The sequence below is a fragment of the Mesobacillus thioparans genome, from assembly GCF_965138835.1.
Classification (GTDB): Bacteria; Bacillota; Bacilli; order Bacillales; family Cytobacillaceae; genus Mesobacillus; species Mesobacillus thioparans.
In genome coordinates this window covers 147,997-162,172 of the sequence record NZ_CBCSFH010000009.1, presented here as the reverse complement: position 1 = coordinate 162,172, position 14,176 = coordinate 147,997, and the positions used below count along the sequence as shown (strand labels likewise).

At 46.5% G+C, this 14,176-nt stretch carries 19 protein-coding genes; 15 read left to right on the top strand and 4 right to left on the bottom strand.

All coding sequences use genetic code 11. The annotated features are described in order from the left end of the window. Positions 1–2: 2 nt before the first annotated feature. Positions 3–872 (bottom strand): C39 family peptidase, encoded by an 870-nt coding sequence (locus tag ACNAZ4_RS15565; protein WP_415815830.1) that lies wholly within the window; start codon positions 870–872, stop codon positions 3–5. 96 nt (positions 873–968) lie between these two features. Continuing rightward, on the bottom strand, positions 969–1,490 hold the full coding sequence (locus ACNAZ4_RS15560) for a gamma carbonic anhydrase (protein ID WP_415815760.1): 522 nt from the start codon (positions 1,488–1,490) through the stop codon (positions 969–971). Between the two features lie 105 nt (positions 1,491–1,595). On the opposite strand from ACNAZ4_RS15560, the gene ACNAZ4_RS15555 reads away from it, so the two are divergent. Further along, the gene (locus tag ACNAZ4_RS15555) at positions 1,596–2,399 is read left to right on the top strand and encodes an alpha/beta hydrolase (protein ID WP_415815758.1); all 804 of its coding nucleotides are present in this window, start codon (positions 1,596–1,598) and stop codon (positions 2,397–2,399) included. Between the two features lie 21 nt (positions 2,400–2,420). Further along, positions 2,421–3,515 carry a tetraprenyl-beta-curcumene synthase family protein gene (locus ACNAZ4_RS15550; RefSeq protein ID WP_415815756.1) on the top strand — a complete coding sequence of 365 codons (1,095 nt, stop codon included), beginning with the start codon at positions 2,421–2,423 and terminating at the stop codon, positions 3,513–3,515. A 491-nt stretch (positions 3,516–4,006) separates the two neighbouring features. On the opposite strand, the gene mnmM is transcribed toward ACNAZ4_RS15550, so the two are convergent. Together mnmM and mnmL are read right to left on the bottom strand one after the other, a co-directional pair. After that, positions 4,007–4,579, bottom strand: a complete 573-nt coding sequence (gene mnmM / locus ACNAZ4_RS15545) for a tRNA 5-(aminomethyl)-2-thiouridylate-methyltransferase MnmM (protein WP_415815754.1) — start codon at positions 4,577–4,579, stop codon at positions 4,007–4,009. After that, the gene (mnmL, locus tag ACNAZ4_RS15540; RefSeq protein WP_415815752.1) at positions 4,569–5,543 is read right to left on the bottom strand and encodes a tRNA modification radical SAM protein MnmL/YtqA; all 975 of its coding nucleotides are present in this window, start codon (positions 5,541–5,543) and stop codon (positions 4,569–4,571) included. The genes mnmM and mnmL overlap by 11 nt, the downstream gene beginning before the upstream one ends. A gap of 452 nt (positions 5,544–5,995) precedes the next feature. Between mnmL and ACNAZ4_RS15535 the strand changes: the two genes are divergently transcribed. The 13 genes from ACNAZ4_RS15535 to ACNAZ4_RS15475 all read left to right on the top strand — a co-directional run bounded on the left by ACNAZ4_RS15535 (position 5,996) and on the right by ACNAZ4_RS15475 (position 14,152). Further along, a complete protein-coding gene (locus ACNAZ4_RS15535) occupies positions 5,996–6,259 on the top strand; it encodes a YtzC family protein (protein ID WP_415815750.1) in 264 nt (87 codons plus the stop codon). Positions 6,260–6,275: 16 nt separating this feature from the next. Then, positions 6,276–6,440 (top strand): glycogen biosynthesis protein GlgD, encoded by a 165-nt coding sequence (locus tag ACNAZ4_RS15530; protein ID WP_415815748.1) that lies wholly within the window; start codon positions 6,276–6,278, stop codon positions 6,438–6,440. Between the two features lie 311 nt (positions 6,441–6,751). Beyond that, on the top strand, positions 6,752–7,708 hold the full coding sequence (locus ACNAZ4_RS15525; protein WP_415815746.1) for a hypothetical protein: 957 nt from the start codon (positions 6,752–6,754) through the stop codon (positions 7,706–7,708). After that, positions 7,708–8,157, top strand: a complete 450-nt coding sequence (locus ACNAZ4_RS15520; RefSeq protein ID WP_415815745.1) for a cytochrome c maturation protein CcmE — start codon at positions 7,708–7,710, stop codon at positions 8,155–8,157. Before ACNAZ4_RS15525 ends, ACNAZ4_RS15520 begins: the two co-directional genes overlap by 1 nt. Positions 8,158–8,178: 21 nt before the next feature. After that, entirely contained in the window at positions 8,179–10,152 is a 1,974-nt protein-coding gene (locus tag ACNAZ4_RS15515) for a heme lyase CcmF/NrfE family subunit (RefSeq protein WP_415815743.1), read from the top strand. Positions 10,153–10,157: 5 nt separating this feature from the next. Then, on the top strand, positions 10,158–10,628 hold the full coding sequence (locus ACNAZ4_RS15510; RefSeq protein WP_415815741.1) for a cytochrome c-type biogenesis protein CcmH: 471 nt from the start codon (positions 10,158–10,160) through the stop codon (positions 10,626–10,628). A 12-nt stretch (positions 10,629–10,640) separates the two neighbouring features. Next, complete coding sequence (locus ACNAZ4_RS15505) at positions 10,641–11,018, top strand: hypothetical protein (protein ID WP_415815739.1); 378 nt, start codon at positions 10,641–10,643, stop codon at positions 11,016–11,018. Positions 11,019–11,023: 5 nt separating this feature from the next. Beyond that, positions 11,024–11,368, top strand: coding sequence for a hypothetical protein (locus ACNAZ4_RS15500; RefSeq protein ID WP_415815737.1), 345 nt, complete (start codon positions 11,024–11,026; stop codon positions 11,366–11,368). 14 nt (positions 11,369–11,382) lie between these two features. Beyond that, positions 11,383–12,087, top strand: coding sequence for a heme ABC exporter ATP-binding protein CcmA (gene ccmA, locus ACNAZ4_RS15495; RefSeq protein WP_415815735.1), 705 nt, complete (start codon positions 11,383–11,385; stop codon positions 12,085–12,087). Continuing rightward, on the top strand, positions 12,084–12,767 hold the full coding sequence (locus tag ACNAZ4_RS15490) for a heme exporter protein CcmB (protein ID WP_415815733.1): 684 nt from the start codon (positions 12,084–12,086) through the stop codon (positions 12,765–12,767). Before ccmA ends, ACNAZ4_RS15490 begins: the two co-directional genes overlap by 4 nt. Continuing rightward, the gene (locus tag ACNAZ4_RS15485; RefSeq protein ID WP_415815731.1) at positions 12,767–13,477 is read left to right on the top strand and encodes a cytochrome c biogenesis protein; all 711 of its coding nucleotides are present in this window, start codon (positions 12,767–12,769) and stop codon (positions 13,475–13,477) included. The genes ACNAZ4_RS15490 and ACNAZ4_RS15485 overlap by 1 nt, the downstream gene beginning before the upstream one ends. Positions 13,478–13,497: 20 nt before the next feature. Further along, positions 13,498–13,629, top strand: coding sequence for a CcmD family protein (locus ACNAZ4_RS15480; protein ID WP_214709193.1), 132 nt, complete (start codon positions 13,498–13,500; stop codon positions 13,627–13,629). Between the two features lie 16 nt (positions 13,630–13,645). Then, the gene (locus ACNAZ4_RS15475) at positions 13,646–14,152 is read left to right on the top strand and encodes a TlpA family protein disulfide reductase (protein WP_415815729.1); all 507 of its coding nucleotides are present in this window, start codon (positions 13,646–13,648) and stop codon (positions 14,150–14,152) included. Positions 14,153–14,176 lie beyond the last annotated feature (24 nt).

Below are 14,176 nucleotides of genomic sequence, written 5' to 3'. Positions count from 1 at the left end.
AATCAGGGAAGGTAGGTGATGGCCTGCCTTCCCATCTGCACCCAGGCTTCCACGAAGTCCTTGATGGGTGCTTTTTTATTTTTCTCGCCTGTTAGTGGGTCATTGAAGTAAGCGAAGTTTTCATCATAACCGGTAATCAGGACAGAATGCTCCTTCGTGGTAACCTTCATAGGACCGCCGGGCGTGTACCATGTCTGAAAAAAGCTATCGTCCAGCTTTTGGTATTCGGTATTAATGATCACCCAAATTGGTCTGTTATCTGAAAGGTGGATTTTCAGCTCCTGGAAGTCTGAGCCTGTCAGGTCCTTTATTTTACCGGGAAGATATTTTTCAGCCAGTTCAGCAATAGGCTTATGATAGACTCCGAGCCCGGGTTCGGTGTATGTGTACATATTGCCGACAAAGCCTTCATTCGGATCGCCAAAATAAATTTTCCCATTATTAAGTCGATACTCAGCCTGATTTTTTTTGACTTCCCTGGCGAGTGTCAGCTTGTCCGTCTTTATTCCCTGATGCTGCAGGAGCATGGCGAGGCTCGTTACCTCACATCCTCTCGGCAGCTCTGGCATTTGCCAGAGGGCTGGCGCCTCCAGGGTTACATGTTTTTTGATTGGGATGATCTCTGGTGCTTCTTCCTCCATGACAGCAGGTGCCTTTTCTGCTCTTGGTTCAGGCTCATCCAGCCAGTCTTTCACTGACTGGACGGCCTGGGCTACATGCGTAGCCTGCAGGTTCTCGAGTAGGAACGCACCGACAATTGAGGTAAAAACAAACAGGAACATCAGGATGGATTTCATCATGCTATTTTGTTTTCGGATTAGCAGATAAAACATGAGCAGCAAAGGGATAAGTGCTGCAATCGGTAAATACATTTTGTCCACGTCTATCACCCCGTCCGCATATTTAAATAAAAAAAGGGTATATTATATTATTTAGTATCGGACGGGTGAGGAGTTTCTTTTAGCGAATCATTCACCTTTGTTCTGCAAACTTTTATAGTATTGTCCTTTTTCAGCGTATTCTCTGGAAATGCGCTCCATATCGCGGATATCATCTTCGTTCAGTTCACGGATGACTTTTGCCGGACGTCCGAAAGCCAGTGTATTAGGTGGGATTTTCTTTCCCTGAGGAACAAGGCTGCCGGCACCGATGAAGGCACCTTCGCCGATTTCAGCCTGGTCAAGGATGATCGAGCCCATCCCGATCAGGGCTTTTTTCCGGATGATGCAGCTGTGGAGGATGACCTGATGCCCGACCGTCACCTGGTCTTCGAGGATCAATGGGTTGTTTGGGCTTTGATGCAGGACAGAGTTATCCTGGATGTTCACTTTATTGCCAATGATCGTTGGAGCGACATCGCCGCGGATCGAAGTATTGAACCAGACACTTGATTCCTCACCGATTTCGACATCTCCGGAGATTGTTACATAATCCGCGATAAAAGCGGAATCTGCTATTTTTGGTGTTTTGCCATTGTAAGGATAAATCATTGTGCACACTCCTGTGATTTTATAGTGCTTACGTTTTTATTTTTCACTAATTATATATTATAGTTCTTTTAAAGAAAGAAAAAGTATTTGAGTGGGGGAATGGTCATGTGGAAATGGGAAGCTGAAGGGGATGCTAAGGCTGTGGTCGTGATGATTCATGGTGCGCTGGAGCATCATCGCCGGTATGGCTGGCTGATTGAAGCCTGGCGTTCATCCGGATTTCATGTCATAATGGGTGATTTGCCTGGGCAGGGTATGACAAGCAGGGCGAACCGTGGCCATATTGATTCCTTTGATGAATATTTACTGGAAGCGAAAGAGTGGGTCGAAGCAGCGTATGACTTTGATCTCCCAGTATTTTTGCTGGGCCACAGCATGGGGGGTCTCGTAGCCATCCGCTTGCTGCAGGAGGAGCGGGTCGAAATTGCCGGCCTGATTTTGTCATCTCCTTGCCTCGGGTTGGTAAAGTATCCATCGAAAATGCTGAATATGCTCTCACATGGTCTGAATGTCATTGTTCCGACTTTCAGGATCTCCCCTGGTCTGTCTGTCGAAATGGCAACAAGGAATGAGGATGTCCGGGCAGTCGATGCGAATGATTCGCTATACATTACGAAGGTATCGGTGCGCTGGTACCGCGAGCTGTCAGCAGCGATGGAGCTGGCGTTTGACAATATGGATAAGGTTCAGGATGTTCCGACACTGCTATTGCAGGGCGGAGATGATAAGATTGTCGATAAGCGTGCAGTTAAGGAATGGTTTAACAACGCCCCGCTTTCAGAAAAACGATATAAAGAGTGGCCGAAATGCTACCACGAAGTCTTCAATGAACCTGAACGCGAAGAGGTTTTTGACTATGCGCATGATTTTGTCATGAGCCAGCTGAAGGCGATTGGATATGTTTATTAGAAATAGAAGGGGTGAAGCAGCATGATGATCCCATCCATGCCCGTCAGTTTGATGTACCGTGTGTACAGAAAAGTCCTGCCACAGGTACACCGGGAGCTGGCATACTGGAAAAGCAGGGCAGAGGAGATTCCGAATCCTGAATTAAGGAGGCAGGCACTGGCAAGCATCGAGCACAAGACTTTCCATTGTGAGGGCGGCGCGATTTTGAGCCTGACTGCGAAAAAACAATATAAAGAGGCCATCCGGTTCATTGTGGCGTACCAGACGATCAGTGATTATCTCGATAATCTATGTGACCGGAGCACATCATTGGATCCAGCCGATTTTGCGGCGCTCCATGAGTCGATGGCGGATGCCCTCAGCCTGGACAGCCAGCTGAAAAATTATTACCGCGAGCGTGAGGATCAGAACGATGGCGGGTATCTGATTGAGCTGGTGACCGTTTGCCGGGAAGTGCTTGCCGGGCTTAATCATTATCAGGATATCAAGAAGCATCTGGGTGAACTGTGCGATTATTATTGCGATTTGCAGATCCATAAGCATGTCGAGGTGAAAGAGCGTGTGCCAAGGCTGCAAACATGGTTCGATGGCCATCGTGAAAATATTCCCGACATGGAATGGTATGAGTTCTCAGCGTGCACCGGATCGACGCTCGGGATTTTTTGTCTCGTATCCTACGCGCTTCGCGATGACTTTAAGCCAGAATACGCCGACAGCATCCGCAACGGATATTTTCCATACATACAAGGGCTCCACATCCTTCTCGATTATTTCATCGACCAGGAAGAAGACCGCGAAGGCGGCGATCTGAACTTTTGTTTCTATTATGAAAATGAAGAAGCACTGTTTGAACGATTACGGCATTTTGTCGAAAATGCCGACCAGCACACAGCACGATTGCCGCACCGGAAATTCCACAAACTGATCAACCGAGGGCTGCTCGGCGTCTATCTGTCCGATGAAAAAGTAAGACGCCAGGAGCGGATAAGGAAGCTGGCCAGGGAAATGATCAAAACAGCCGGCCCCGTCAGCTACTTCTTTTATATCAATGGACGAGCTTATCGGTCCTTGCAGAGGTGGGTGCCTTCGGGGGTCGTGAAGGCGTTTATAAAGTAAGGTGGTTACAGCCAGGAGATTGATTTCCTGGCTGTTTTTGAATCAGGGAATCTGTCATCCGAATCAAAGAAAAAAGGTATAATTTGATTTCGGTCGCAGAGTGAGAAATGCTGCACCCGAAAAGAGGAAATCACTCGGATTACGGTCGCAGAAAAGGAGAAGCTGCGACCGAAAAGGAGTAAATGCCCAGATTACGGTCGCAGAAAAGGAGAAGCTGCNCCCGAAANGAGGAAATCACTCGGATTACGGTCGCAGAAAAGGAGAAGCTGCNCCCGAAAAGAGGAAATCACTCGGATTACGGTCGCAGAAAAGGAGAAGCTGCGCCCGAAAAGGAGTAAATGCCCAGATTACGGTCGCAGAACTCGGGAAAGGTGCCATGTAAACTTGGCGCCTAAAGTCAAAAAATCCCGTCATATATAAGCAAAACTTCACTCCCTTAAAAATGGTACAGCCTTCAAAGAAAAAAGCCCTCCCGATCTTGGGAAGGCTCTTCATCTCTTCTCAATCGCAATAATAAACGGCGGATTGTTCTTTTGGTTCAGGAACTTATATTCTAAAACGTGTGCGATATTTTGATCGAGGGATTTCACATAACGCAATAAATATTCCCGTTCTACTTTGCCTTCTGGATGACCGTGGTAAATCACGATCACGATGATGCCTTCCGGTGCCATGATTCCCAGCAGCTGGTCGATGGCATGGATGGTTGTTTTGGGTACGGTGACGATGTTTTTGTCTCCTCCTGGCAGATATCCAAGGTTAAAAACGGCACCGGTTATTTTACCGAAATGCAGCGGCGGGATGCATTCTGTGATGTTTTCATGTCCGTTATGGAACAGGGTGACCTGGTCCTGCAATTCGTGATCGCGGAGTTTTGTTTTGCATGCCATTAATGCTTCATCCTGAATGTCGAAGCCGTAAATCCGACCTGAAGGCCCTACAAGATTAGCCAAAAATAATGTATCATGTCCATTTCCCACCGTAGCATCTACCGCAATATCCCCCGGCTTAACCGACTGCTCAAGGAGATTCCGCGCAAATGGAAGGATTCTCTCAAGCTTCATTCTTAATCACCACTTTGTTTCCAGTATAGAATTTACCCTGCCAGCTGTCGCGGCGTTTCAGTTCTTTGTCAATCCCATTCAGCACTTCCCATTTGTTGACGCTCCACATCGGGCCGACCATCAGTTCAATCGGGCCGTCTCCTGTAATCCTGTGGATGATCATTTCCGGCGGCAGGATTTCGAGCTGGTCACAGACCAATTTCACATAATCCTCAAAGCTGAGGAATTCAAGCATGCCCTTTTCATACTGCTTGACCATCGGCGTGCCTTTCAGCAAATGGAGAAGATGGATCTTGATACCCTGGACATCAAGCTTGGCGACTTCTTGCGCCGTTTCCATCATCATTTCCGGAGTCTCCAATGGCAATCCGTTAATGATGTGCGAACAAACTCTGATGCCGTGTTTGCGTAGCTTGTCCACGCCTTCTTTGTATGTCTGGTAATCATGGGCGCGATTGATTAAATTGGCCGTTTTTTCATGGACAGTCTGAAGACCAAGCTCAACCCATAAGTACGTGCGTTCATTCAGTTCAGCAAGATATTCGACGACATCATCAGGAAGGCAATCAGGCCTAGTTGCGATGGAAATTCCTACGACACCTTCCTCGTTTAAAACTGTTTCGTATTTTTCCCGAAGGACCTCAACCGGTGCATGTGTATTCGTGAAAGCCTGGAAATAGGCCATATACTTGCCGTCTTTCCATTTCGTATGCATCTTTTCCTTTATCTTCTTGAATTGTGTGCCGAGATCTTCTACCCGGTCACCGGCGAAATCTCCTGAACCAGCTGCACTGCAGAAGGTGCACCCTCCGTGAGCCACCGTGCCATCACGGTTCGGACAATCAAAACCGCCATCAAGCGCCACCTTGAAGACCTTGTGGCCAAAATGGTTCCGCAAATGGTAATTCCATGTGTGGTACCGTTTATCATCTGTTGCGTATGGAAAAGGGTTGGCCTGTTTCATGCCAGTAACCTCCTTATAACCTGTCAGTCAGTAATAATAAAAATTGTACCACTTACAATAGGTGAATCCAATTGCAAAAACATTACAAAGGGTTGATTACGGCTTTTCGAATTGAAATGTCTATAAAAAGGCGTTTCTTGGACATTTCAGAAAAAGTTGCGCTCCAATATGTCTATAAAAAGAGGTTTCTTGGACATTTCAGAAAAAGTTGCGCTCNNANATGTCTATAAAAAGGCGTTTCTTGGACATTTCGGACAAAGTTGCGCTCCAAAATGTCTATAAAAAGAGGTTTCTTGAACATTTCGGACAAAGTTGCGCTCCAAAATGTCTAATTTTTAACAAAATCAATTGCCAACATTAAACATTAACGAAAACGTGATAGGAAAATCTATTGTGAACAAAATAAAGAAGAAGCGGACTTGCTTCAGCATCAAGAAAAGGAGGGGCTAAAATTGGCAACACGTCAATCGGTTGACCAGCTACTTCAGCAATGTGAGGATGCCATCAATCTTGCCCAGGAACAATATAAAAGCGCGGCAACTCAGCAGCATTATGATAACGGTGGTTTCACGAGCGCCCTGCAGGCGATTGAAGATGCTTACAATGATCTCGCCAAGCTTTCCTTCAGTGCGAATGCACAGCAGCGTGACCAGCTGCACAGAATGAGGCTGCAGCTTCAGCAGGTTCAAAACAATATGATTTTGCTTGATCATTAAACAGGAGGGATTACCTTTGAAAAAGCGCTCAAAGCAGAACAATCCTGAACAAAAGACGCGGAATGGAATAAACAACCAGGATCTGGAGCTTGGAATGGAGCATGACCCAATCAAAGAATCCAAGAAAAAGTATGAACAAAGCGGCGGGCAGCCTGTAAAGTCAAAATTCCATCCCGAATAAGGGCAATCTTCATAAATTTGTAACACCCTCACTTTCTTATAGGAAGTGGGGTTTTTTTATGGAGTCAATCGTCGCTGACTCACATACTTGTTTATTCAACAAATACCCCCCGTTCACAATTCGGATAAAACTGTCGGGAATTCCGTGATTTAAATCACAGATTGAAGTCTCTGAGAAATGGTTTAAATAAGGTAGCAAAGCACGAGCAGGAAATTTAAAAAAACGGCTGATTAAAAGTAATTCGATCTTAAGTGAAAGTTATCTTGTGAAAATATTCACGAATTCGTCACATATAGAAAGGAGTCAAGAAGATGAAAGTTTTTCAGCTAGCAATGTCCTTCATGTTATTGTTCATTTTTCAGCTGCCAGGCCTGGCAGGCGCAGAGGACAAATCAAATGTCCTGAATATGGAGGAGCTCACCATCCAGGTGATGCCCGAGTATTCTTACCATCCGAAAGATAAAAAGAAGAACCCTCCACTGCTGGTGGGTTACCATGGTGCCCTGAAAAATAATGCAGAACAACCGCAAAAAGGCCAGGTAGTCATTCCGCTCCCAATGGATGAGGAAAATTTCCGGATTGGATTCGCTGGTGATTATTCACGGGACCTTACTGAAATGAATGAAATCGAATATGAGCTGGATCAGGATAAAGGAACAATTTCCTGGGAAACGAGTGAGGAAATCCAGCCAGGGGAGATTTACAAATTTGTGATTGAGTACTACACCGACAGCATCAGCGAGAAAGACGGCACAAAAAAGCTCGCTTACGATTTTACAAGCTTTACGGAAATCGGTTTGCTGAACCTGATTTTCGTTGAACCGCTCAATTCGGAAACCTTCAAGCTCGAACCTGCTTCAGAGCAGCAGCAGAAAAATTCCTACAACATGAACATGTTCCTTTATCAGAGCCAGGGAATGAAAGCCGGTGAAGCAAAGAACATCAAGCTCGAATACAAACGAACTGATGGCAGGACGACAGCCGAGATCATGGAGGACATGGCCGGCGATGCGAAAAAGGCTGGCACCGTAAAACAGAATGACGAAAAAATGCCTTTGTGGCTTGTCATAACGGTAGTCGGAAGTGTCACACTCATCGCTGCTGTGCTCCTGATTTTCTTCATGAAGAGAAAAACAAAGCCAGCACAAGAAAATGCAGCCTCTGATATTGATCCGAAAAAGGCAAAACTCCGTGGAATGCTCGTGGAAGGAAGCATTACGGAAACAGAATATAATGAACTGCTTAAAAAGTTGGGAGGTAGAAAGTGATGTCCAAAAACAAAAAAATCATAATCGGCCTGGGACTTGCAGCTATTGCCTTCGTCATCATGATGTTTTCGACAATGCCAAGTGCCGGGAGCAAGGAAATTACGATCGCGGACCTGAACAAAAGCAGAGCAAGCTATGAGGGCGATTATATCATGACCCAGGGATTGCTCAATAAGGAATCGGTGAAATGGGATGCCGATAAGCTGGAGCTTCGTTTTGAGCTTTACGAGGAAGGCCAGGGCACACTGCAGGTATTCCATAAAGGAATCAAGCCAGATAACTTCTCAGAAGATGTCATTGTTTTAGTGGAAGGTTTCATCCAAAAAGACGGGGTGTTCGAAGCGGAGAAAGTCCAGACGAAATGCCCTACAAAATATGAAGGCGAAGACATGGAGAACTATGATAGCGAAATGCATAAGGAAATGTACAAAAATGACCAGCAGGAATAAAACAGATGGGTGGTTATCTGTATGTATTTGATCGGGAATATCTCAATCTACCTTGGAATCGTGATTTCACTGTATGGAATCATCGCCAACCTTACAGGAATAAAGAAGAAAAGCAGCAAGTGGTTTGAAAGTGCCAGAGGAGCCGTTCTCTCGCTGGCTTTCGTCGCGAGCATCGCATCGTTCCTGCTGCTCTACCTTCTCGGAACAAGCCAGTTCCAATATAAATATGTGGCTTCCTATACAAATGAAAGCCTGCCAATGGCTTACAAGCTGACAGCCTTCTGGGCTGGAAATGCCGGCTCCCTGCTGCTTTGGGCTTTCCTTTTATCAATCTATGCGGCAATGGTCGTTTTTTCAAAAGAAAAGAAGAACCCTATGATGCCCTATGTCTCAACCATCCTGCTGGTGAATATCCTGTTCTTTTTCACGGTGATGGCCCTGAATGTCAATCCTTTTGAAATGACTGATAAAATCCCGGCAGACGGAAAAGGATTGAACCCGATGCTGCAGAATCCAGGGATGATCCTCCATCCTGTGACGCTCTATATGGGCTATGTCGGATTGGCGGTTCCATTCGCGTTCGGGATTGCGGCACTGATCCTGAAGAGGATGGATTCGGAATGGATCAAGCTGACGCGAAGATGGACCTTGCTTGCATGGCTGTTCCTGACACTTGGGAACGTGATCGGCGGCTGGTGGGCTTATCTTGAGCTTGGCTGGGGAGGCTACTGGGCCTGGGATCCGGTTGAGAATGCTTCCTTCCTTCCGTGGCTGACCGTATCGGCATTCCTGCATTCGGTCATGATCCAGGAACGGAAAAACATGCTGAAAACCTGGAATGTAAGCTTGATCATTCTCTCTTACATCCTGACATTGTTTGGAACCTTCCTCGTCCGAAGCGGAGTCCTGACAAGTGTCCACGCATTCGGCGACAGTAACCTTGGGACTTACTTCCTTATTTTCATGGCGTTCATGATGCTCTTCTCGCTATATATCGTCATGACAAGATATGGACTGATCAAGAAAGACAGCAGTTCGATCGAAGCTTATTTTTCAAAGGAAAGCAGCTTCCTGCTGAACAACCTGATTTTCGTGGCGGCAGCATTTGCCGTCTTCTGGGGCACGATGTATCCACTGATTTCGGAAACGTTCACGGGAACAAAGGTCAATGTCGGAGCACCATACTTCAATAAAGTCATGGCCCCGATCCTGCTGGTGCTGATCGTACTGATGGGTATCTGTCCGCTGATCGCCTGGCAAAAAGCCGTATTTGATAAGTTCATGAAAAACATGCTCTGGCCGCTTGCAATGGGTGTGGTGACTGCCATCCTTCTGTTCGCATTCGGTGTTAGAGGAATATACGCCATGATCGGGTTATCGGCAACAAGCTTCATGTTTGGAACACATTTGCTTGAATTCGCAAGGGGCATTAGCGCAAGACGGAAAGCGACGAAGGAGAACATCCTGAAAGCCGCTTTCAAGCTTACGGTGAAAAATCAGCGCCGCTATGGCGGATATATCGTTCATATCGGGATTGCCCTGATTGCGGTGGGGGTCATATCTTCCCACTCTTACTCAACAGAAGTATTGAAAACCGTCGACGCTGGGAACAGCATCAAGATTGGCGAATACAACCTGAAATTCAACGAACTGACCGAACATATGAAAAATGGCAATGGAGTGGTCGCGGCGGATGTGGATGTGACTTATAAAGGCAAGGCCATCGGCAAAATCAAGCCGGAAAAAATCTTCTATGAAACATGGCCTGAGCCATCAACAGAGGTAGCGATCAAGACGAACTGGAGCCAGGACTTATACGTGGTGCTCAGTTCCTGGGAGAACAAAGACAAAGTCACGTTCATGGTAAAAGTGAATCCATTTGTCAGCTGGATCTGGCTTGGCGGTATCATCATGGTGATTGGCACTGCAATAGCTTTAGTTGGCGGCAGACCTGCTTCGATTCGCTATCAGACCAATAAAATCGCGGGAAGGTGATGGAGATGAACAAGAAAATTATCGTTGCGACATTTCTTTGCTTCATCCTGATTCCTGGCCTGACATCAGCTTTCACATATAACTCGAAGGAATTCAAGCACATCATCGCCCAGCTTGATATGCAGGGGCATGCAGACCATGATCTATCCACCTGTTCAATCAAGAAAATTTATTATGACGAAGTTGTCGAGATGCTGAATGGCGGCCAATCAGAGCCGGAAATCATCCAGTCCTATGTTGATGAATACGGGCAGGCAGCCTTAAGGACACCGGGCGGCGGCACAAGCGGCTGGATTGCCTGGGGAATGCCGGCTGCAGGGTTCGGCATCGGAACTGTGATCGTCGGAGTCTGGATCAGGAAATTAACAATCAAAAAGGCGGAAGCCAACGTTGAAGCCAATGCAGGATGGGATTCCGAAATCGAGAAGGAAATCGCATCAAAAACTTTTGACGAAGAGCGCCGAAAGCTTTTCTAGGAGTTGATGAAAATGGATTATGTATTTTTAATAATTGGATCACTCGTGATCATTACTTGCTTTTACTTCATTATCTCTCCCTTCTTTTCTTCTGGCGAGAGCCAGGCCGCGGGAACGGAAGCAGAGGGTGAAAGGTTGACACTTGAGCAAGTATACAGCGCAGTGAATGAACTGGAAATGGACTTTCTGATGAAAAAAATCAACCGTGAGGATTTTGAGAAAATGAAGGAAAATTATCAATTGCTCGCAGCTGACCTATTAAGGGAAGAAACAGAAACGCTTAAGCAAGGCAAAAGGATGCTGCCAAAAGGCAAGGGCAACTTGCAGGCTGACGAAGCGGAAGAAGAAATCCTCAGGGAACTGAGAAAAATCCGCCAGCATAAGGGGTGAGTTGAATGGCTCCTGCCTATCATCCTGAATGGCTCGTGAACTTCTGGCTGTCGACGCCTGGTTTGAACTTGTTGAATCCACATTATGTGCTGATGTTTCTGGGAGTTGTGCTCTTTCTATTGTGGCTTTTTCAACGGAAACGGGTTGCTGCACATGAGGTGATTGGCGAGGATGAAAAACTGTTCAGGCATCTTTTACTAAGGAAAAAAGTGATTGAGGAGGAGCTTGCCGGATTGGAAGGCAGGCTCGGCTCAGCAGAAATCACGGAAAAAATTTTTAACAAAAGAAAGCTTGATTACCAGGGCCAACTGGACCAGGTGAACAAGGAATTGGAACAATACACTGGATGAAAGAGTTGGGGACCATGCTGGAACTGCGAAAAATGACCAAAATGCTGGGAGATAAACTGATCCTGCGGAACATCACCCTTACACTTGAAAAAGGGGAAATCCTCGCAGTGATAGGGCCAAACGGCGCCGGCAAGAGTACGTTCTTCAAATGTACGGTCGGATTACTGCAGCCTACAAGCGGAGAGATTCTCCTTGATGGAAAGCTCATCAAGAAAAACTCGGCTCAGATCAAGCAGCGGATTGGGTTCTTAGGTCATGAATCATTCCTGTACAATAATCTGTCCCCGCTCGAGAATCTTAGATTTTACGGAAGGCTCTACAAGGTGAAGGACCTTGACAGGAAAGCGAATGAGCTTTTAAAGGAGGTTGGGTTATACCTTTTCCGCGATATGCCAATCTGCTCATTCTCAAGAGGAATGCTTCAGAGGCTGGCGATTGCACGGGTGCTCCTGCCTGATCCTGAAATCCTGATGCTCGATGAGCCGCACACCGGACTTGACCAGGAAGCCGTCGCGCTCCTGAATCAAATCATTAAAAACAAGCGGGACAGCGGGACATCAATCCTGATCATCTCGCATGATTTCGAGCAGGTGCATGCACTTGCTGACAGGGCTGCATTGCTGAAAAAGGGGAAAATCATCGCGACCAGGCCACTAGGTGAAGATGTCAGCCTGGCAGAGATGAAGCGATGGTATGAAGCAGAGGTGAAAAGCTCATGATGTCAATTTTCCGCGATGCCTGGACGATTGCCAGCAAGGACCTTCGCAATGAGGTGAAGTCGAAGCAGACGATTGGGATGATGATTATTTTCTCCAGTCTCGTCGTCCTCATCTTCAGCTTTGCCTTCGATCCAACCAACAATATGGTGAAGGCTGTCATTCCAGGTTTGGTCTGGCTGATCACCGTGTTTTCAGGGATCCTTGGCCTGAACCGCTCGTTTCTTTCGGAGCATGAAAATGATGCCCTGACTGGACTGCGCGCGGCGCCCATTGATCCTTCGAGTATTTATCTTGGGAAGGTGCTGGCGAATTTCATCCTTGTCACGGCTGTTCAGTTGGTAAGCATCCCGGTGCTGTTCCTGCTGTTCGACTACCGCTTTTTTGGAAAATTAAGCTGGTTCATTTTTATTGTTGTCATTGGAACACTGGGCTTTATCATCGTCGGCACATTCCTGGCTGCCCTGTCAGCGAATGCCAAAAACAGCGAAATGCTATTGCCGGTCTTGCTGCTGCCACTTTTAAGCCCATTGCTGATTGCCGGAGTCCAGGCGACAAGAATCGTTCTGGGAAATGAAATGATTGCGGACGCAGCGTCATGGATTAGCTTGATGGCTGCTTACGATTTGTTGTTCCTGGCAGCGTGCTTTTTATTATTTGAATTTATTATGGAGGGGTCTTGATGAAAAAGAATGCTGGTTTAGTAGACCGGATTTTGCTCTTTACGTTGATACCATCATTTTTTATCGCGCTTTACCTGATTTTTATCTGGTCGCCTGTCGAAAAGATGATGGGTGCCACGCAAAAAATATTTTACTTCCATGTTGGCAGTGCCTGGGTCGCATTCCTCGCATTTGGTGTCGTTGGCTATCACAGTGTCAGGGTACTGATCAAGCCGAGGCTTCAGCATCATATCAATGCCGGAATATCCGCTGAAATTGGTGTCCTTTTCACCACGATCACCTTGATCACTGGGATGATCTGGGGAAAATCAAGCTGGAATACGTGGTGGACATGGGAACCACGCCTTGCGACAACGCTGATCCTCTGGTTCATCTATGTCGCCTATCTTTTCGTCCGCAAGATGGATGGTTCAAGGGAAAAAATAGCCAGGCTGTCAGCGGTTTTTGGCATTATTGGTGTCATCAATGTGCCGATTGTCTTCATGGCGATTCGCTGGTGGAACACTAAGCTTCATCCAATTGTATTCGGTGAAGGCAAAAGTCAGTCAGGAGGCGGAATCGAGCCGGATATGCTTGTCACCTTGCTGTTCTCGATTTTTACCATCACCTTGCTTTATACATTCCTGATGCGAAAGGGCATCGAAATTGAAAAGATGAGGCATATCGTCAAAAAGGCGAAATCAAAAGCAATCGAAAAGCTTGCGGGCTAATAATTAAGGAGGAATGAAAAATGACTTACTTATTCATGGGGTATACAGTGATCTGGACATTGATTGCGGGGTATGTCGTTGTGCTTGGCCGCCGCCAGAAGCAGCTGAAAAAAGAGCTTGAACTACTCGAAGAATGGAACTCAGATTTTTAAAAAGCGGGTGATGAAAATGGGCAAAAAAATCGTTCCACTCATCGTGATTGCTGCTGTCATTGGGGTCCTTGGCTTTTTGGTCAGCGGATTGGGCGGGAAGGTATCCGCCAAGCCTGGTGACCAGTCGATCGACTTTGAACTGAAGGATATTGACGGCAAAACTTATAAACTGTCTGATTTTAAAGGCCAGACGGTCGTCCTCAATTTTTTCGCGACATGGTGCGCACCATGCATTGATGAGGCACCTGAACTGGAGGCATTCGGCAAAGAATATAAGGACGCAAAGCTGTTGATTCTCGCTAAAGGCGAATCGAAAAAACGGATGGAGAAATACATCGGAGAAAGCAAATCCAGCCTTACGTATCTTTTGGATACGAAAGAAGAGATTTCGAAGAATTACAATGTGATCGGACAGCCTGAGACCATCATCATCGATGGGGACGGTATCATTGTCGAGCGTTTTTCCGGCCCGACCACGGAGGAAGATTTAATCACTCTGATCCAGGAGAAAGTTTCACCATGACCTTGGTTAAAGCACATTCGTGTT